This window comes from Vibrio sp. SCSIO 43133, from assembly GCF_023716845.1.
In the GTDB taxonomy this organism is placed as follows: Bacteria; Pseudomonadota; Gammaproteobacteria; order Enterobacterales; family Vibrionaceae; genus Vibrio; species Vibrio mediterranei.
Window position 1 is genome coordinate 3,429,979 of record NZ_CP068024.1, and the last position, 18,684, is coordinate 3,448,662.

15 protein-coding genes are annotated in these 18,684 nt (G+C 45.5%); 7 read left to right on the forward strand and 8 right to left on the reverse strand.

The genetic code is table 11. The features are described from left to right. Positions 1-85: 85 nt before the first annotated feature. Positions 86-1,918: a translational GTPase TypA gene (gene typA, locus JKJ11_RS15995; RefSeq protein ID WP_038231142.1), complete on the reverse strand. Its 1,833-nt coding sequence runs from the start codon at positions 1,916-1,918 to the stop codon at positions 86-88. A 510-nt stretch (positions 1,919-2,428) separates the two neighbouring features. Between typA and glnA the strand changes: the two genes are divergently transcribed. From glnA to JKJ11_RS16020, 5 genes are all read left to right on the forward strand, one after another. Next, the gene (glnA, locus tag JKJ11_RS16000; RefSeq protein WP_006074981.1) at positions 2,429-3,838 is read left to right on the forward strand and encodes a glutamate--ammonia ligase; all 1,410 of its coding nucleotides are present in this window, start codon (positions 2,429-2,431) and stop codon (positions 3,836-3,838) included. 116 nt (positions 3,839-3,954) lie between these two features. Next, entirely contained in the window at positions 3,955-4,473 is a 519-nt protein-coding gene (locus JKJ11_RS16005; RefSeq protein WP_252038519.1) for a DUF4124 domain-containing protein, read from the forward strand. Positions 4,474-4,617: 144 nt separating this feature from the next. Further along, positions 4,618-5,667: a nitrogen regulation protein NR(II) gene (gene glnL, locus JKJ11_RS16010; RefSeq protein ID WP_031494559.1), complete on the forward strand. Its 1,050-nt coding sequence runs from the start codon at positions 4,618-4,620 to the stop codon at positions 5,665-5,667. Positions 5,668-5,717: 50 nt separating this feature from the next. Continuing rightward, the gene (glnG, locus tag JKJ11_RS16015) at positions 5,718-7,121 is read left to right on the forward strand and encodes a nitrogen regulation protein NR(I) (protein ID WP_062463177.1); all 1,404 of its coding nucleotides are present in this window, start codon (positions 5,718-5,720) and stop codon (positions 7,119-7,121) included. A 176-nt stretch (positions 7,122-7,297) separates the two neighbouring features. After that, positions 7,298-9,859 (forward strand): bifunctional diguanylate cyclase/phosphodiesterase, encoded by a 2,562-nt coding sequence (locus JKJ11_RS16020; RefSeq protein ID WP_252038520.1) that lies wholly within the window; start codon positions 7,298-7,300, stop codon positions 9,857-9,859. On the opposite strand, the gene hemN is transcribed toward JKJ11_RS16020, so the two are convergent. The 5 genes from hemN to lexA all read right to left on the reverse strand — a co-directional run bounded on the left by hemN (position 9,852) and on the right by lexA (position 13,911). Further along, entirely contained in the window at positions 9,852-11,243 is a 1,392-nt protein-coding gene (hemN, locus tag JKJ11_RS16025) for an oxygen-independent coproporphyrinogen III oxidase (protein ID WP_038223144.1), read from the reverse strand. The genes JKJ11_RS16020 and hemN overlap by 8 nt on opposite strands. 192 nt (positions 11,244-11,435) lie before the next feature. Then, positions 11,436-11,930, reverse strand: coding sequence for a DUF2489 domain-containing protein (locus JKJ11_RS16030; RefSeq protein ID WP_006074975.1), 495 nt, complete (start codon positions 11,928-11,930; stop codon positions 11,436-11,438). A 14-nt stretch (positions 11,931-11,944) separates the two neighbouring features. Then, positions 11,945-12,505: a Der GTPase-activating protein YihI gene (gene yihI, locus JKJ11_RS16035; RefSeq protein WP_252038522.1), complete on the reverse strand. Its 561-nt coding sequence runs from the start codon at positions 12,503-12,505 to the stop codon at positions 11,945-11,947. Further along, positions 12,505-13,143, reverse strand: a complete 639-nt coding sequence (locus JKJ11_RS16040; protein ID WP_031493661.1) for a class I SAM-dependent methyltransferase — start codon at positions 13,141-13,143, stop codon at positions 12,505-12,507. The genes yihI and JKJ11_RS16040 overlap by 1 nt, the downstream gene beginning before the upstream one ends. A 147-nt stretch (positions 13,144-13,290) precedes the next feature. After that, positions 13,291-13,911, reverse strand: coding sequence for a transcriptional repressor LexA (gene lexA, locus JKJ11_RS16045; protein WP_006074971.1), 621 nt, complete (start codon positions 13,909-13,911; stop codon positions 13,291-13,293). 284 nt (positions 13,912-14,195) lie between these two features. On the opposite strand from lexA, the gene plsB reads away from it, so the two are divergent. Next, positions 14,196-16,655, forward strand: coding sequence for a glycerol-3-phosphate 1-O-acyltransferase PlsB (gene plsB / locus JKJ11_RS16050; RefSeq protein ID WP_252038524.1), 2,460 nt, complete (start codon positions 14,196-14,198; stop codon positions 16,653-16,655). A gap of 57 nt (positions 16,656-16,712) precedes the next feature. Here the strand turns inward: plsB and ubiA are convergent, their stop codons facing one another. Both ubiA and JKJ11_RS16060 read right to left on the reverse strand, forming a co-directional pair. Next, on the reverse strand, positions 16,713-17,570 hold the full coding sequence (ubiA, locus tag JKJ11_RS16055) for a 4-hydroxybenzoate octaprenyltransferase (protein ID WP_006074968.1): 858 nt from the start codon (positions 17,568-17,570) through the stop codon (positions 16,713-16,715). Then, the gene (locus JKJ11_RS16060; RefSeq protein ID WP_031494467.1) at positions 17,570-18,109 is read right to left on the reverse strand and encodes a chorismate lyase; all 540 of its coding nucleotides are present in this window, start codon (positions 18,107-18,109) and stop codon (positions 17,570-17,572) included. Before JKJ11_RS16060 ends, ubiA begins: the two co-directional genes overlap by 1 nt. 159 nt (positions 18,110-18,268) lie before the next feature. On the opposite strand from JKJ11_RS16060, the gene JKJ11_RS16065 reads away from it, so the two are divergent. Continuing rightward, the gene (locus JKJ11_RS16065) at positions 18,269-18,676 is read left to right on the forward strand and encodes a flagellar basal body-associated protein FliL (RefSeq protein ID WP_252038526.1); all 408 of its coding nucleotides are present in this window, start codon (positions 18,269-18,271) and stop codon (positions 18,674-18,676) included. The last annotated feature ends 8 nt before the right edge of the window (positions 18,677-18,684 follow it).

Consider the following 18,684-nt stretch of genomic DNA (forward strand, 5'->3'; position numbering starts at 1 on the left):
GTTATTCAACCTGTAACGTCTTCGAAAAAGCAAACACAAAAAAACCAGCCTCGCGGCTGGTTTTTTTACATCTCATCTAAATCAATTAAGACTTAGCTTCGCGACTTGCACGCTTACGATCGCTTTCCGAAAGGAACTTCTTACGGATACGGATGCTTTCAGGTGTTACTTCTACTAGCTCGTCATCATCGATGAACTCAAGTGCTTGCTCTAGAGTCATAATGATTGGCGGAGTAAGAACCTGTGCGTCATCAGTACCAGAAGCACGAACGTTAGTTAACTGCTTACCTTTAAGCGGGTTAACCGTTAGGTCGTTGTCACGGCTATGGATACCGATAACCATGCCCTCGTAAACCTCAATACCATGACCGATAAACATACGGCCGCGCTCTTGTAGGTTAAATAGTGCGTTCGTTAACGCTTTACCAGCACCGTTCGAGATAAGTACACCGTTTACACGCTGACCAATCTCACCGCCCTTGAATGGACCGTAGTGATCGAACGTGTGGTATAGAAGACCAGAACCAGACGTTAGTGTCATGAATTCAGTTTGGAAACCGATTAGACCACGAGATGGCATCATGAAGTCCATACGAATACGACCTTTACCATCTGGAGCCATGTCCGTTAGCTCACCTTTACGTAAGCCGATAGCTTCCATGATGCTGCCTTGGTGCTCTTCCATTACGTCGATAGTTACAGTTTCGTATGGTTCTTGCTTCTGACCATCTTCTTCTTTGATGATAACTTCAGGACGAGAAACCGCTAGCTCAAAGCCTTCACGACGCATGTTTTCGATCAGGATAGATAGGTGTAGTTCACCACGACCAGATACACGGAACTTATCTGGATCATCCAGTTGCTCAACGCGTAGTGCTACGTTGTGTACCAGTTCCTTCTCTAGGCGCTCAAGGATGTTACGTGAAGTCACGAACTTACCTTCTTTACCTGCGAATGGAGACGTGTTTACTTGGAATGTCATGGTTACCGTTGGTTCGTCAACAGACAGCGCTGGTAGCGCCTCCACTTCACCCTGTGCACAGATAGTGTCAGAGATTTTTAGCTCGCCAAGACCAGTGATTGCGATGATGTCGCCTGCAGTTGCTTGCTGAACTTCGTGACGCTCAAGGCCTAGGTAACCTAAAACCGTACCTACTTTACCGTTACGAGTCTTACCATCAGCACCGATAACCGTTACTTGTTGGTTCGGCTTAACCGTACCACGAGTCACACGGCCTACACCGATAACACCAACGTAAGAGCTATAGTCTAGCTGAGAGATCTGCATTTGCAGTGCACCCTCTGGGTCAACAGCAGGTGCTTCAACGTTATCAACGATAGCTTGGAACAATGGTTCCATGTTCTCGCCTTCTTCGCCCTCTTCCAACGTTGCCCAGCCGTTTAGCGCTGATGCGTAAACTACTTGGAAGTCTAATTGTTCGTCAGATGCACCTAGGTTGTCGAACAAGTCAAATACTTGGTCCATAACCCAATCAGGGCGAGCACCTGGGCGGTCGATTTTGTTGATAACAACAATAGGCTTAAGGCCATGTGCAAATGCTTTTTGCGTTACAAAGCGAGTTTGCGGCATCGGACCATCTACAGCGTCAACGATAAGCAGTACAGAGTCTACCATCGACATAATACGCTCAACTTCACCACCGAAGTCCGCGTGTCCCGGAGTATCTACGATGTTGATGCGGTGATCATTCCAGTTGATCGCTGTGTTTTTAGCAAGGATCGTGATACCACGTTCCTTTTCGATATCATTCGAGTCCATAACTCGCTCTTCAGTTTCACCGCGAGACTCTAGAGTACCGGATTGCTGAAGTAGCTTGTCAACAAGGGTAGTTTTACCGTGGTCAACGTGCGCGATAATCGCAATGTTTCTTAACTTATCAATCTGTGGAGTTGACATAGATTTCTTTCACTCAGTCAAGAGTCGCCGCACGATAGCCGCTGACTCGATTAAAAAAACGCCCGCAATATACCAGAAATTACGAGAGTTGTGATCTTCTTCGTTGAAATCTTGCTTAAACATAGTCGGTTTAAGCTAGTTTTGCCGTAAATATCGGGAGCTAGCGCCAAATTCACTATTTTAGCGCAGCCGATCTGCTCATCGTAGGATTACAGTTGACACCGATTCAAAAACCATGCTGAATGTATGGCATCATTGATTCAACTTGGTGCAGAAATTTAACATTGCACCATAAGAGTGCGCGCAATGATCATTTTGGTGCATCATCTTGCTCCATTATGATGAGTAATTTTGTAACACTATGAAAAATAATGGATTTATTTTTTGGCACGGTTTTAGCTTTAGTAAAATCAGCATCGATTAACGCACTTCAATAAGCAGACGTTAATCAATGCCGATTAACACTAATCGAGTACTTAACCGCTTTAATAACACTGGAGGTTTTCCAAGATGTCAGTAGAAAATGTTCTATCGCTGATCCAAGAGAACGAAGTTAAATTCGTAGATCTACGCTTTACAGACACTAAGGGTAAAGAGCAGCACGTTTCTATCCCTGCACACCAAGTAGATGCAGACTTCTTTGAAGAAGGCAAAATGTTCGACGGTTCATCAGTTGCTGGCTGGAAAGGCATCAACGAATCAGACATGGTAATGATGCCTGACGCGGCAAGCGCAGTTCTAGACCCATTCACTGAAGATGCAACTCTGAACATTCGTTGTGACATCCTTGAGCCTGCAACAATGCAAGGCTACGACCGTGACCCACGTTCAATCGCTAAGCGCGCAGAAGACTACCTACGTTCTACTGGCATTGCAGATACTGTACTTGTTGGTCCAGAGCCAGAGTTCTTCCTATTTGACGATGTTAAATTCGCAACAGACATGTCTGGTTCATTCTTCAAGATTGACGACGTAGAAGCGGCTTGGAACACAGGCACTGACTTCGAAGGTGGTAACAAAGGTCACCGTCCAGGCGTTAAAGGTGGTTACTTCCCAGTAGCTCCAGTTGACTCTTCTCAAGACATCCGTTCTGCAATGTGTCTAGTTCTAGAAGAAATGGGTCAAGTTGTTGAAGCTCACCACCACGAAGTAGCAACAGCGGGTCAGAACGAAATCGCTACTCGTTTCAACACGCTAACGGCTAAAGCGGACGAAATCCAAGTTTACAAGTACGTTGTACACAACGTTGCTCACGCATTTGGTAAGACAGCGACATTCATGCCTAAGCCTCTAGTAGGTGATAACGGTTCTGGTATGCACGTTCACCAATCTCTAGCGAAAGACGGTGTTAACCTATTCGCTGGCGACAAGTACGGCGGCCTATCTGAAATGGCGCTTTACTACATCGGTGGTGTTATCAAGCACGCTAAAGCAATCAACGCATTTGCCAACGCATCAACTAACTCGTACAAGCGTCTTGTACCAGGCTTCGAAGCACCAGTTATGCTTGCTTACTCTGCACGTAACCGTTCTGCTTCTATCCGTATCCCAGTGGTACCAAGCCCGAAAGCGCGTCGTATCGAGCTACGTTTCGGTGACCCATCAGCAAACCCATACCTATGCTTTGCTGCAATGCTTATGGCTGGTCTTGACGGTATCAAGAACAAGATCCACCCAGGTGAAGCAATGGACAAAGACCTTTACGATCTACCAGCTGAAGAAGCTGCAGAGATCCCAACAGTGGCTTACTCACTAAAAGAAGCGCTAGAGTGTCTAGACGCTGACCGTGAGTTCCTAACTTCTGGCGGTGTATTCTCTGATGACTTTATCGATTCTTACATCGATCTTAAGTCTCAAGACGTAGAGAAAGTAAACATGACAACTCACCCACTTGAGTTCGAACTATACTACTCAGTATAATTCAAAGGTTTACAACCAATTATTAGGCTCGCCTCGCAGGCGGGCCTTTTTTATGTCCGTGTTATTTCTTGCAGCATTACCATCAGGACTCTTAAGTAAAGCAAGGTTCCGCTAACATGAAATCTGCCCTGATATTGATACTGTGTATCTTGAGTCCCCTATCTTGGAGTATAGAGATCTACACCTGGGTCGATGAAAAAGGTGTGCAGCACTTCAGTGATCATCCTACTAACCCGCAATCGTCATTAATTGTGTTGCCTGAGCCTCCCGTCCCTTACTCCAGCAATGACGTTTCCCCAGCAACAAATTCTTTCTCAGAAACGCCAACCCCCAAGCCTATCAGGCTAAAAGTCAGCATCCGCAATCCCACTCACGATGCCACCATTCGCAACAACGCTGGTAATTTCGATGTTATTGGTCACATAGATGGTAAGCTTCACGTCGCAGCCAAGCTGCAACTTCTTCTCGATGGCAAGGCATATGGTGCACCGAAAACTACTCCTCATTGGTCATTAACCGCCATTGACCGAGGAACTCACACCTTAACCATTCAAGCACAACAAAACGGCAAGGTTATTGCATCGTCCAATACGATAACAGTGCATTTACATCGTGCATCGGTGCAATCGCCATAGCCATCAGCGTTTACGCTTTTACTCTATAAAAAATTGCGCCATACTTGGAATTATCAATGCACCATTTTAGTGCATAAACAAAAGACATTGCGTGCAGCGCACCATCATAGAGCAACGCAATGCAAAATCGATTAAGGATAGCGTGTGGCAAACTGTGAACTCACCAGTGCAATACTCAATAATGTGGTAACGGCGACCTTGATGCTCAATGAGGGATTAACAGTTCAATACGCTAACCCTGCCGCAGAGCAATTGTTCTCGCAAAGTTCCAAGAGACTGCTTAATTGCCACCTTTCTCAATTTATTCAACACGCTTCTCTAGACTTGGCTTTACTTACTCAGCCTCTACAAAGTGGCCAAAGTATTACCGATAGTGATGTCACTTTAGTTGTTGATGGCAAACCGCTGTTATTAGAGGTGACTGTTAGCCCCTTATCTTGGAATAAGGAACTGATGCTTTTGGTGGAAATGCGTAAGATTGGTCAGCAAAAAAGGCTGACTCAGGAGCTCAACCAGCATGCTCAACAACAAGCTGCAAAGTTGCTGGTAAGAGGCCTCGCTCATGAGATAAAGAACCCGCTTGGTGGCCTGCGAGGTGCGGCACAACTTTTATCAAAGATGCTGCCTGATCCCTCACTTAATGAGTACACCAATATCATCATTGAACAAGCAGACCGATTAAGAGCGCTGGTCGATAGGCTTCTTGGGCCACAACGTCCAGGAACGAAAAAAGAAGAAAATCTGCACCTCATTTTAGAAAAGGTACGTCAGTTGGTAGAGCTTGATGCAGGAACCAGCCTGACCATAGAACGAGACTATGACCCTAGTCTACCGGCGATCTTGATGGATACCGACCAAATCGAACAAGCGTTATTGAACATTACCAGTAATGCCGCGCAAATATTAAAACAACAAGATAATGGGCAAATCACCTTGCGCACGCGCACTGTGCATCAAGCCAATATTCATGGACAGCGCCATAAACTCGCTGCTCGGATAGAGATTATTGACAATGGCCCCGGCATTCCGGCCGAACTCCAAGATACGCTGTTCTACCCCATGGTAAGTGGCAGAGAAGGCGGAACGGGTCTTGGGCTGTCCATTTCGCAAAATTTGATCGACCAACATAATGGAAAAATAGATGTAGAAAGTTGGCCAGGTCGCACCATTTTTACTATTTATCTGCCTATTTAACCTCAAGGAGAAAGAGGACTTAATATGGCTTGCTGTAAGGAAGTTTGGCTATGAGTAAAGGATATGTATGGGTCGTCGACGACGACAGCTCAATACGATGGGTAATGGATAAAACCCTTTCATCAGCAAATATCAAATGCGAGACATTTGCCGATGCAGAAAGCGTGCTAATGGCATTGGAGCGGGAAACACCGGATGTATTGGTGTCCGATATCCGTATGCCCGGTATTGACGGCATTGAACTGCTAAATCGAGTTCAAGAAAGCGCCCCAGATTTACCAGTCATCATAATGACCGCACACTCTGATCTCGATGCGGCGGTAAACGCATACCAAAAAGGCGCCTTTGAGTACCTACCTAAGCCTTTTGATATCGATGAGACCCTCACTCTGGTCGAGCGCGCTATTACTCACAGCCTAGAGCAGAAAAGTGCTCTTTCACAGGAAGAGGTGATCGCAGCTGATGCACCGGAAATTATTGGTGAAGCGCCCGCTATGCAAGAAGTGTTTCGAGCAATTGGCCGTTTATCTCGTTCCTCCATTTCTGTACTCATTAATGGTGAATCAGGTACGGGTAAAGAGCTTGTCGCGCACGCCTTACATCGCCATAGTCCTCGCTCTAGCAAACCTTTTATCGCACTCAATATGGCGGCAATTCCCAAAGACCTTATCGAGTCAGAGCTATTTGGCCATGAGAAAGGTGCATTTACTGGTGCAAATAGCGTGCGCCAAGGACGTTTTGAACAAGCCAACGGTGGGACCTTATTCTTAGATGAGATTGGTGACATGCCATTGGATATTCAGACTCGATTGCTGCGCGTCTTAGCCGATGGACAGTTCTATCGTGTCGGTGGGCACTCTGCAGTCAAAGTGGATGTACGTATCGTCGCCGCGACTCACCAAAACCTCGAAAAGCTGGTGACCGAAGGCGAATTCCGTGAGGATTTATTCCATCGCCTTAACGTCATTCGTATCCATATCCCATCTCTTCGAGAACGCAAACAGGATATTGAAAAGCTGACATTGCATTTCTTGTCTTTAGCAGCAGAAGAACTCGGTGTGGAGACCAAGTCTCTTAATCCGGACACAGTGGATATCTTAAATAAGCTCGACTGGCCGGGAAATGTGCGCCAGCTTGAGAATACCTGTCGATGGCTCACGGTAATGGCCAGCGGCAGTGAAATTCTACCAAGTGATTTGCCTACCGAGTTATTAGAAGAGCCAAGACGCATTACTGATATCGGTGCTGGGGATTGGCAGTCACTACTCTCTTCATGGGCTCAGCAGGCCCTTGAGTCTGGTGAGACAGAAATACTTAACCATGCACAACCGCAATTCGAGCGTATATTGCTTGAAGCAGCTCTTAGCCACACCAATGGCCATAAGCAAGATGCAGCGAAAGTGCTCGGCTGGGGACGGAATACTCTTACTAGAAAGCTAAAAGAACTCTACTAACAAAGTTCTTATTAGATCATCGACTTGCCTAACGCACCGCCATTATTTAGGTCATTTAGTCTCAAATGACCTAAATAATTCTATCAATCGGCCGATTTATAACTATTGATTATTAATACGTTACGGCAAAGCCTCAGGCCTATCTGCGAGCTCGTTGCCACACAACATCAGAGCATATGCCAGGTTTACTGAAAATCTCCTTCAAGAAAGCCCTAATCACACCATTTATTTTGGTGTTTCTGTGCTCGATCGGCACCATTTTGTGGCTACAGAAAGAGCACTACGACGACCTTGCGTTGGAGATAAGTGAAAAGCAGCTTACTAGCTTAAGCTACAACGTGATTCAGAGCTTAGATATCTATCTTGAAAGGCCGATGGCAGTGGCCGACGCATTAGCTCATGCGATTGAATACCATCAGCTGTATTCCGCCAATGATGCCCTAGCTATCGAAGATTATTTGCTGTCCAGTTTTAAATCCCTTCATACTGAGTTTTCGCAAATTGACTTATTGGGTTTTGGCGGCGAGTTAGGTGAATTCCTTGCCATACGAGATGCAAAGTCCATTCATACCCCAAACGGTTACTCTTTGATGGTAAAGGACGCGAATACTGGTGAGCAGCTTAATATCTACCAAGGTGAAAACCGACAGTCTCAAGTCATCGATACCATAAAACCTTATGACCCAAGATTGCGCCCTTGGTACCAGCCGGTCAAAGAAAACCCCGTGGCTATGTGGTCAAAGCTGTATGCCAACGCCGACGCGGAACAAGAAGTGACAATTTCTGCTCTCGCTCCGGTATTTAGCTCAGACGGAGACATTCGAACCTTCGTTGGAGTGGCTGCTGTTGATGTACAGATCGATACTTTTAGTCTCTTTCTCAATGAATTAAAACACGCCCATAACGCGCAAGTCTTTATTATTGATAACCAGCGTCAGCTCATCGCACAAGCCGATGATGAATCGATTCTCGATGCTAACGGGCAAAGGCTATCAATGGCTGACAGCTTGCATCCTGCTTTGACCTTTCTTGATCAAACTTTAGATAATACCGAACTGACTGAACCTCACTTATTCGCCTTTCCTTACCGGGGAGACACCCATTATGTGATGGTTAGTCATTATCAAACTAATACCAATTTAAGTTGGTACGTTGTGGTGTCTATCTCCAATCACGCTCTGCTTGGCGATATACCCATGATTAGTAACCAAACGCTAATCGCGGGCTTGATTTTAGGCGTGCTGGGGTTACTTGTTGGTATCGTCATCATCAACCGACTGATTCTGCCTATGTCTGAAACCGCTGAGGCGGCAAAACAGATTTCTAATGGCTCTTGGGACTACCCATTACCCAAAAACAATCGTATCAAAGAGATCTCGCTGCTCGTAGAAAGCTTCTCCGCCATGCGCTCACACTTGCAAGCATCGTTTCATACTTTGCGAGAACAGCTCACCCGTGACAGCTTGACCAAGCTGTATAGCCGACAAGGCTTTATTGAGACCTGCAATGCAATGAAAAGCAACAGCGGCTGTATGATGCTGCTCGGTATTAATCAATTTAGAGATATCAATGACAGCTTAGGTCACCATCAAGGTGATATTTTACTCTCCGTCATTGCAGAGAGACTCAAAGCGTGGGTGTTGCTTGAAAATGGTGTGCTAGGGCGAGTTGCCGGTGACGAGTTTGCCATCTACCTACCTGATGTGAAGCCACAGCAACAGATGTGTTATCAACATCGAATTAGACAGATATTCAGCGCCCCCTTCGTGATGCAAGGTGAGCCATTAATGTTACAGGTCTCTATTGGTATCGCACCTATTACCGGAGAGGACACAACAGACACAACGCTGCGAAATGCAGGCATTGCCCATAGCCACGCAAAGTTTGATTGTCAGCGCTGCTGCATTTATACCCCCGACATGGCAGAGAGTTCGAAAAAGAAAACGCGCTTGTTAGCGACATTACGTCATGCCATTGATAACAATAAGTTTGAGGTGCATTTCCAACCCATAATTGAACTCGACAATGGCCAAACTTTAGGTGCTGAAGCTCTACTGCGACTTCGTGATGATGAAGGACAATTCATTTCTCCTTTGGATTTCATTCCTATTGCTGAAGGTTCGGGACTGATTAGCAGTATTGGTCGGATTATGGCAGAGAAAAGCCTCGAAACCGTTGTCAAAGCTATCAAACAACAACAGTTACCTGCGCACTTTCAATTGCACATTAATGTCTCAGTCATTGAATTAGCGAGCGCAAGCTATGTGGATGAATTGTCAGGACTGCTCAAACGAGCAGGTTTTCCGGCAAGTCAGCTTACTGTCGAAGTGACGGAATCGCGACTGGCTGACAATGATCCAATCACCCTTGGCAACCTCAGCAAAATTAGAGCGCTTGGCGTTAATATTGCTATCGACGATTTTGGTACTGGCTATTCTTCCCTCGCCTATCTCCACAAGCTGCCATTTAATAGCCTGAAGGTCGATAAAGCCTTTGTAGATAGACTGACTCCAGACAATGCTGAGCAGAGTGTTGTTGCAGCAATCACTAAGCTATCAAGCAGCTTTGGGTTTACGCTCGTGGCTGAAGGGATTGAAACACCACTGCAAGCTAAGCTCGTTCATGACCTTGGCTGTCATCATGCACAGGGGTATTTGTATGGTCGACCGACACCGTTAGAACAATGGCCGCAGCAGGCTGCTACGACCAAAATGAAAAATCCGGTAGGTATTAAATAACGCGGGAGAACTGTTGCTGACGCGCTTTTTGACGTAGATATTTGTCAAAACACATACAGATATTACGAATCAATAAACGACCACGCAGTGTCACTTCAATCGAATCGTCTGACACTGCAACTAATTCATCATCAATAAACGTTTGCAGCAATTTCATATCTTCAGCGAAATAGCTTGAGAAGCCAATGCCAAAGGTCTTTTCTATAAATGTTTTGTCGAGCTTGAAGTTACAGATAAGCTGCTTGATCACTTCACGGCGAATCAAGTCATCTTTATCAAGGACCACACCTTTCCACAGTGCATGTCTCAAATCATTCACTTGAGCGTAGTACTTTTTCAGCTCTTTCTGGTTTTGTGCGTAGCTGTCGCCAATCATAGAAATCGCAGAAACACCAAAGCCAACTAGGTCGCAATCACCTTGCGTCGTGTAACCTTGGAAGTTTCGATGCAGCTCACCCGCACGCTGTGCAACCGCTAGTTCATCTTCAGGAAGAGCGAAGTGGTCCATACCGATAAACTGATAGCCTGCGCCTGTCAACGTCGCAATAGTATCTTGCAAGATCGCCATTTTTTCTTCAGCTTGAGGAAGATCCTCGTCTTTAATTTTACGCTGCGCGGCAAATAAGTTTGGCATGTGAGCATAGTTAAACACCGATAAACGTCCTGGACGCATGGTCAGAACCTGCTCAAGTGTCTCGGCAAAACGCTGTTTCGTTTGCTTCGGTAAACCATAGATAAGGTCGAGGTTGGTTGAACGGAAACCTAGTTGTTTGGCGCGCTCAGCCATGGCAAAGATAAACTCTTCATCTTGCTCACGATTCACCAGCTTTTGCACTTCTTTATTGAAGTCTTGAACGCCGATACTCAGGCGGTTAAAGCCTTCTGAGCGCAGATGGTCCAACATATCCAACTCAATTTCACGCGGATCAACTTCGATACTAATCTCAGCACCTTCTTGGAAGAAGAACTCACCACGAAGAATTGCCATCAATCGACTGATCTGGCTTTTGGTTAGGAAGGTTGGCGTACCGCCACCAAAATGCAACTGAGTCACTTTACGACCCTGAAGCAATGATGCACGCTGACGAATTTCGTGTTCGATAACATCGAGATACTCATCGGCTTTGTGTGCATGACGGGTAATCACTTTATTACAGCCACAGTAATAGCAAAGCTTATGGCAGAACGGAATATGAACGTACAGCGATAGTGGACGTTCTGGATATTGAGTACACGCCATGTCGTAATCAGAGATGGTATAAGCTTCGTGGAACTCGACAGCGGTCGGATATGAGGTATAACGAGGACCCGAGTAGTTATACTTATCGAGAATCGCTTGATCCCAGACTATCTGTTGCTTAGTTTCTGATTGACTTTGAGACATGGTAATACTTCCAATAAACATGTGTTTCTTGACGCCCCAATCACAACCTAACAAACGCAGATTGGCGGTACGTCAACTAGGCGCTATTTTGCCACAGGAATATGACAGCGAGCGCCGTTAACTGCATTTTTGCTCAAATCGTCAACAAAAATGCTAGCTTGATCACTAGTCATGACCAACGAAACGAAAAGGCTATCCTACAAGCTTAATATCAATGGCATTGTTCAGTGGCTTAACCTTCTGCTGAAGGTCTTTGAGCTCTTCGATAATTGCGTCATTCAAACGCGCTTCTGCCTTCTGACGTGTAAGGTTATCCCGCATTCGGTCTTGCTTTTTCATCTCTTGTCGCGCATCACCGCGTGGCATATCTTTAACGATATGATATAGCTCAGAAGTCGCAGGGTAGCTCTCATCAAAATCGACACGGTCATTACCTTGAACGTAGTCCATGATGTTGTAGAGTCTAATCGCCGCTTCTGATACATCACATTGCCCTTGAATCGTCGCTAAACAAATCGTATCGACGCTTTCAAAAATGTTGGCATTTCGCTTTTGGATAGCCAAGTCGCGATGCTGCTGTTGCAACTCCTTTTGCTTTTTAAGTTGCAGTAGCAAATAGCCCGCATAACTAGCCAAGCCGACAATAATGATGGCACCAGCAATAGCTAACAGTGTGAAGGTATTCATCTACTCTACCCTTATTAATCCTTGAATTGGTCGATGTCTAGCTCTTCAAATTGAGACAACAAATCAGCATCGCTGCTTGCTTTGCCCTTTGTCTGACGAGGTTCTTCAGCCATAGATGATTCAAACTCATCTTCGATCTCTGGCTCCATTAGGCCAAGACGGTTCATCAGTACTTCAATTCGGTCAAGTTTCTCGTCAACGTATTTTTGCAGACCTGCACCCAAGTTTTCACCGCTTTCAATACGATCAAGCAATACGTTAAGCTGTGCATCATTTTCGAGCATTTCAAGTTCTTGCTCAGCAGATAAACGACGCTCTTGTTTACTTGGCTTTTTCTTATCATCAACGATAAGTGGGATTTTTTTCTTGCTACCTAAACGCGGGTCTAGCTTTGCTGCGCTGCCTGCCTGTTTGGTTTTTGAAACTTCTGAATGACGACTGCCAGACTTCTGGCCTTTGCGCTTTTTCAAACGCTTGCGTAAGCGACCTTCCACATCCGATTCAGTGCGGTTGCGTGTAACAATTACAGGCTCTGGATTCGCGCCTGGCTTTCTCGATTTTTTCTTACGACTCATTACGTAAGCTTCCTCAGTAAAATGACATCATTACCAATGAATTCTAACTCCAGCCCATCTCTTTGTGCCAAATACACAAAGGTGGCTCGACTAAAGAATACAACGTGGGTTTGGTCGTTCTTGTAGTGCCATTTGGCAAAGGCATCCACATCAACCACCATTTTAGTCATTAAGCCTAACCATCCCGCAGGCTTAATGAGCGATAACCATTGTTGCCAAACTAAGTCTGGCTCATACAAGTGCTCAATAACTTCCGTTGCTGTGACGAAGTCATAGCTATTATCTAATACCGAACTCTCTGGATAATAGTACAAATCATACAGCGACATGTCATAGCCTTGCTCTTCGAACATCAAAGACAAGGTTGGGCCCGGGCCACAGCCAAAATCGAGACCTTTTGAGCCTTGTGATAATCGTTCTTGTAGTGGTGAGACTAGTCGAGATAAAAAACGTCGATAGCCAGCATCACTAGGATCATTGATATGAAGGTCATAAATCGCTTTTTCCGCGCTCGCATCAAGTCGTTGCTGCCTTGGTACAAACACCAACTGACAGGAACCACATTGCAAGTAATCTCGCTTCTTATCGCTGTGATAATGGTGTACAGAAAGTCCCGCACACAGTGGGCAAGCTTCCACAATTTATCTCCTGAACGATACAAGGGTGCGAAACATACCAGAAAGTGAGCACGGTGGGGAGTGGAGACGGGTATTTTTTCTACAATTTCATCAAAAACGCGTAGAATTTAAGGCAGAGAAGTCGTTTGCTTATCTGCCTTAGTGCTATTACATCCAATCAGTGTTGCGAATAATACCAACCGCAACCCCTTCAATAGCAAGGTGCTGAGCAGTTAGATCGACTTCAATCGGAGAAAACTCTTCGTTTTCTGCATGCAGCAATACGGTCGCGCCTTTGCGCTCGAGTCGTTTTACCGTCACATCGTCATCGACACGTGCAACCACCACTTGTCCATCACGAACATCCTGCGTTTTATGTACTGCAAGTAGGTCGCCGTCCATAATACCGATGTCCTTCATACTTTCGCCATTAACACGCAGCAGAAAATCAGCTTGTGGTTTAAACATGCTCGGATCAACTTGGTAGTGTGCTTCAACATGCTCTTGCGCCAAAATAGGCTCACCCGCAGCAACTTGACCAATCAATGGCAGGCCGGCGTCTTCGTTCGCTGCATCTTCAAGCAGAATACGAATGCCTCGAGATGCACCAGGGATAATTTCAATGGCTTTTTTACGTGCTAGAGCTTTTAGGTGTTCTTCTGCCGCATTCGCAGAGCGGAAACCCAACTCTTTCGCGATCTCGGCACGAGTAGGTGGCATACCTACATCGTCTATTTTGCTTTTGATTAAATCAAAAACTTGCTGTTGTCGTGGCGTTAGCGGCTTCATAATTCACCTGTCTGTTTATACAGTTAACTGTGAGTATATCCAGTAATGGTTTAATTGCAAAGACAATTGGTTGTTTTTTTAGCGGATTAACACCATATCTAACTCAGACAGAGCAAAAAACACCGAATTAGGATGTAACGAGTTTTTTCATTAAAAGGTAAGACCAGTTTCTGGTATGCTTGCACCGCTCTAAATATAGTGCCTAGGATTAACACACTACAATTCATAGTATGTGTGCTTCTCAGGCATTGTTTCTTTCGAACAAATTGAGGCTGTGAACCTTTATGTCTTCAGGACAATCACTGTTCCGTTCCTTTCTTAAACTGCCAATGTCGGTATTGGTAAAAGGGACGGCGATTCCATCTAACCCTATCGAAGACCACAATATCGATGCAACGAAACCTGTGGTGTACGCCCTTCCGTTTAGCTCCAATGTCGATCTGCTCGCATTACAAGAGCAAGCCTTGGCCGTTGGGTTACCGGATCCATTAGAGCCTATCGTGCTCAATGGAGAAGAGCGTAGTCGCTTTGTCTTCATCGCCTCAAGACCAACTCTCATTAGTAGCGACCAGAACGTTCCGAACGAATCCATCGCACTGTTTTCTGACTTACTTAAAGAGCACGAGAAAGACCGTGAACTTGATGTTCAGGTTATTCCGACCACCGTTCTTTGGGGCCGTAAACCTGGTAAAGAAGAAACACCAAAGCCTTACCTGCAACCGATGAACGGTCTGCAAAAAGCCTTCGCGGTTATTGCTTCAGGTCGGGACTGCATGGTGCGCTTTAGCCCAGTAGTGTCGCTACGCTATATGGCAGATTCACATGGCACGGATGAATCTATCGCTCACAAACTGGCGCGTGTTGCGCGTATCCACTTCTCAAGACAGAAGTTCGCTGCCTCTGGCCCTAACCTGCCAAACCGCCAAGTACTATTCCATCGTTTACTCAACTCCCAAGTGATTGAGCAAGCGATCACAGACTACGCGCAAGCTAACGATATTAGTGAACAAAAAGCACGCAAAGAAGCTCATCAAATCATGGATGAAATTGCTGCTGACTTCTCATATAAGCTGATAAAAAGTGGCGACCATATCCTTCATTGGCTGTGGAACAAACTCTATCAAGGCATCAACGTCAATAACGCTTCTACCGTGCGCCGTTTAGCGCAAGACGGTCATGAAATTGTTTATGTACCTTGTCACCGTAGTCATATGGACTATCTATTATTGTCCTATGTTCTTTACCGTGAAGGCATGGTACCACCGCACATTGCTGCGGGTATTAACCTCAATTTCTTCCCAGCAGGGCCTATTTTCCGTCGTGGTGGCGCGTTCTTTATTCGCCGCAGTTTCAAGGGAAATAAGCTTTATTCGACGATTTTCCGCGAATATTTGGCAGAGTTATTTGCCAAAGGCTATTCCGTTGAATATTTCAGCGAAGGCGGTCGTTCACGTACTGGCCGTTTACTGCAAGCAAAAACCGGCATGCTGGCAATGACGATTCAAGCAATGTTGCGCGGCCTCAACCGCCCTGTCACTCTAGTTCCCGTGTACATTGGTTATGAACATGTGATGGAAGTGAGCACCTACGCCAAAGAGCTACGTGGTAAGCGCAAAGAAAAAGAGAATGCAGGCCAAGTAATCAAGACCATTCGTAAACTGCGCAACTTTGGTCAAGGCTATGTGAACTTTGGTGAGCCAATTCCACTCAATCAATATCTCAATGAAGCCGCGCCAAACTGGACGCAAGACATTGATCCAATGGGCACCAGTAAACCACAGTGGTTGGTACCTGCAGTAAACGATCTTGCGACCAAGATGATGACTAACATTAACGATGCTGCGGCAACTAATGCATTAACGCTGTGTGCCACAGCCTTGCTTGCCTCACGTCAACGGGCGTTATCTCGTGACAGCTTGGTGTCACAGATTGATTGTTATCTGTCGCTGCTTAAGCATGTTCCTTATTCACAAACTAGCACGCTGCCTAACGATTCAGCAGAAGAATTGGTAGCTCACGCCGAGTCATTGGACAAGTTTGTCATTGAATCTGATACCTTAGGTGACATTATTTCCCTAGATCGTCACCAGTCGATTCTGATGACCTACTATCGCAACAACATCATCCACTTGTTTGCATTGCCATCTTTGATCGCACAAATGTTGATTCGCCAACATAAATTGTCACTTGAAGCTATCAAGTACAATGTGGAAAAGCTTTATCCTTTCCTCAAGAAAGAGCTGTTCTTGAATCTAGACCAGGCAGAGTTGGAACAGGCCGTCGACGGCATCGTTGCAGAACTTGAGCGCCAGCAACTGGTCGTGGTGGAACAAGGTTTTGTCTCAATGAACCAATCCAAAACTCAAACCTTGATGTTACTAGGTAGAACGATTTCCGAGACGCTTCAACGTTATGCGATTTCACTTAATCTACTGGCCAGCTACCCTGAACTAGGCAAGAGTGACTTGGAACAGAAGAGCCAAGAAATTGCCCAGCGTCTTGGTCGTCTTCATGGCATTAATGCTCCGGAGTTCTTTGATAAAGGAGCCTTTGCAGCTCTGTTCAGCACCCTGAAAGAACAAGGCTACCTTGATGTAGAAGGTAACTGTGATAGCGCCGCTACCGAAACGTTAGCTAGCCTACTATACAGCTTGCTCTACCCTGAGGTGAGATTAACTATTCAGGAGAGTGTGCATCAAAGCGATGTAGAAAATGCTATAGAAGAAGCACCTACTTCTGAGTAAATCCCATAAATAACAAAGGCGCTATTCAATAGCGCCTTTGTTTTATTCTCTATCTTGCTACGGCCAAAATGCTACTAGCAAACCGATCGTCACCACCATGCCTACATAGTTGTTATTGAGGAAAGCTTGGAAGCACGGCATTCGCTCACGCTGTCTAATGAGCCATTGTTGATAAACAAACAATGCCCCAGCCACCAGCAAGCTCCAATAATAACTCGCACCGAGTTCATACCATCCACCCAATGTGTACAGCATAAGTAACGTGGCAAACTGCAATAAACCAATGATGAGTTTGTCACGGCGACCAAACAAGATTGCCGTCGATTTGATCCCTACTTTTAAGTCATCGTCACGATCAACCATGGCGTATTGAGTATCATAGCCAATGGTCCAAAGGGCATTAATCACAAAGACAAACCAAACCATAGGTGGTAGCTCATTTGCTTGTGCAGCCCACGCCATCGGAATCGACCAACTGAAAGCCAGTCCTAAAAACAATTGCGGTAGATGGGTATAGCGCTTCATAAATGGATAAATAAACGCTAAAAATAGTCCAACAAACGACAGCTGTATCGTCAGAGTATTCATCGTCAATACAAGGATAAACGACGCAATAGCGAGGAAAAGGAACAGCGCTATGGCTTCTCTTGATGACACCAAACCTGCTGGAAGCGGTCTAAGTTTGGTGCGTTCTACATGACCATCCACCTTGCGATCTGCAAAGTCGTTAATCACACAACCTGCACTTCGCATCATGATCACCCCCAATGAGAAGACCACTAATACATGCAAATCTGGTATCCCTTCGGCTGCAAGAATCAGCGCCCAAAGTGTTGGCCAGAGCAGCAGTAACGAGCCGATGGGTTTGTCCATTCGCATTAACTGCCAATAGGCTTTTGCCTTTGCCGAGGTCATTATTCACTCTCCATGTTATAGACCGGCGAGTCGGGAAGAAAAAGCTCCGCGACCAATATTGGATGTCCTGAGACCCACAAACGAGAACGACGAGCAAACAAGTCCCCTTGCGGAGTCGAGATCATAGCCACTTGCAGTGCATCACGCTTAGTATCTGAACTTGAAAACACGGTGACCCCAATAGGTACAGTTCCTTGTTGTGAAATGTCGTATTGGCTTCTATCCATGGCATCGAGCGACATCAATGTGCGACCGATGACCCAAGGCACATCATCGCCTGATAGCACCACCTCTCGTAGCCAGCAGGCTTCGTGATCAAGTAACTCCACTTCTTCATGTGACATGCATTGTGGAGTACTGGCTTCGTTGCGCACAACTTCTACTGCGAAGTGATCACAATGAGCACTTAATTTATGTGACAAAGAGCCCTGCTCTGTTAACCATTGCAAGACATTATCATTGGTAAATCGAAACTGTTCTGGAGATTGCCATTGAGCGTGGCTTAATACTTTCAGATAATCGAAAACTGAATCATTCATTTTGCTATTCAATAACACGCGCTTAAGGCGTACAATCATTATTCTTCTGAATGGCGTATTGTACCACTCGAAGAGGCCATAAACTCTAGTTGTATCGTGCTATTGTAACAAAATTAGGCTTATGGAATATCGGCTAAATGGAGTTAGAAAGAGAGAAATATGCGTAAACGTTACCTAAGCCAGTTTTTCCTTATCATGGGCTTGACTGTCACATTCCCTGCTCTTTCGGCAGATTCTACTGCTCCTAGCCTCGCTTATTTTACTTTAGAACCAGAGTTGACGACGAACTTTTATACTGAGGGCAATCGACTCGGTTATGTTCAAGTACGAATCGACGTTATGGTCGCAGATGCCAGCGACCTTGTTATTATTGAACATCATCAACCACTTATTCGTGATGCGGTTGTAGAGCTACTCGGTCGTCAAAATGCGGATGTCATCAAATCTCTGGCTGGTCGAGAAGAAATTCGTCACGCCTTAGTTGAGAATCTCAATAACCTACTGTTAGCAGAAACCGGTAAGGCCGTCATCGCCGACCTTTTATTTACCAAATACTTATACCAATAGGAAGCGCA

What these genes read in the sequence shown, in the direction of transcription:
- glnG (WP_062463177.1), top strand. Translation starts at nt 5,718, where the DNA reads ATGAGTAAAGGATATGTATGGGTCGTCGACGACGACAGCTCAATACGA.
- glnA (WP_006074981.1), top strand. Translation starts at nt 2,429, where the DNA reads ATGTCAGTAGAAAATGTTCTATCGCTGATCCAAGAGAACGAAGTTAAA.
- JKJ11_RS16030 (WP_006074975.1), bottom strand. Translation starts at nt 11,930, where the DNA reads ATGAATACCTTCACACTGTTAGCTATTGCTGGTGCCATCATTATTGTC.
- JKJ11_RS16065 (WP_252038526.1), top strand. Translation starts at nt 18,269, where the DNA reads ATGCGTAAACGTTACCTAAGCCAGTTTTTCCTTATCATGGGCTTGACT.
- lexA (WP_006074971.1), bottom strand. Translation starts at nt 13,911, where the DNA reads ATGAAGCCGCTAACGCCACGACAACAGCAAGTTTTTGATTTAATCAAA.
- JKJ11_RS16060 (WP_031494467.1), bottom strand. Translation starts at nt 18,109, where the DNA reads ATGAATGATTCAGTTTTCGATTATCTGAAAGTATTAAGCCACGCTCAA.
- typA (WP_038231142.1), bottom strand. Translation starts at nt 1,918, where the DNA reads ATGTCAACTCCACAGATTGATAAGTTAAGAAACATTGCGATTATCGCG.
- yihI (WP_252038522.1), bottom strand. Translation starts at nt 12,505, where the DNA reads ATGAGTCGTAAGAAAAAATCGAGAAAGCCAGGCGCGAATCCAGAGCCT.
- ubiA (WP_006074968.1), bottom strand. Translation starts at nt 17,570, where the DNA reads ATGACCTCGGCAAAGGCAAAAGCCTATTGGCAGTTAATGCGAATGGAC.
- hemN (WP_038223144.1), bottom strand. Translation starts at nt 11,243, where the DNA reads ATGTCTCAAAGTCAATCAGAAACTAAGCAACAGATAGTCTGGGATCAA.
- plsB (WP_252038524.1), top strand. Translation starts at nt 14,196, where the DNA reads ATGTCTTCAGGACAATCACTGTTCCGTTCCTTTCTTAAACTGCCAATG.
- JKJ11_RS16005 (WP_252038519.1), top strand. Translation starts at nt 3,955, where the DNA reads ATGAAATCTGCCCTGATATTGATACTGTGTATCTTGAGTCCCCTATCT.
- JKJ11_RS16020 (WP_252038520.1), top strand. Translation starts at nt 7,298, where the DNA reads ATGCCAGGTTTACTGAAAATCTCCTTCAAGAAAGCCCTAATCACACCA.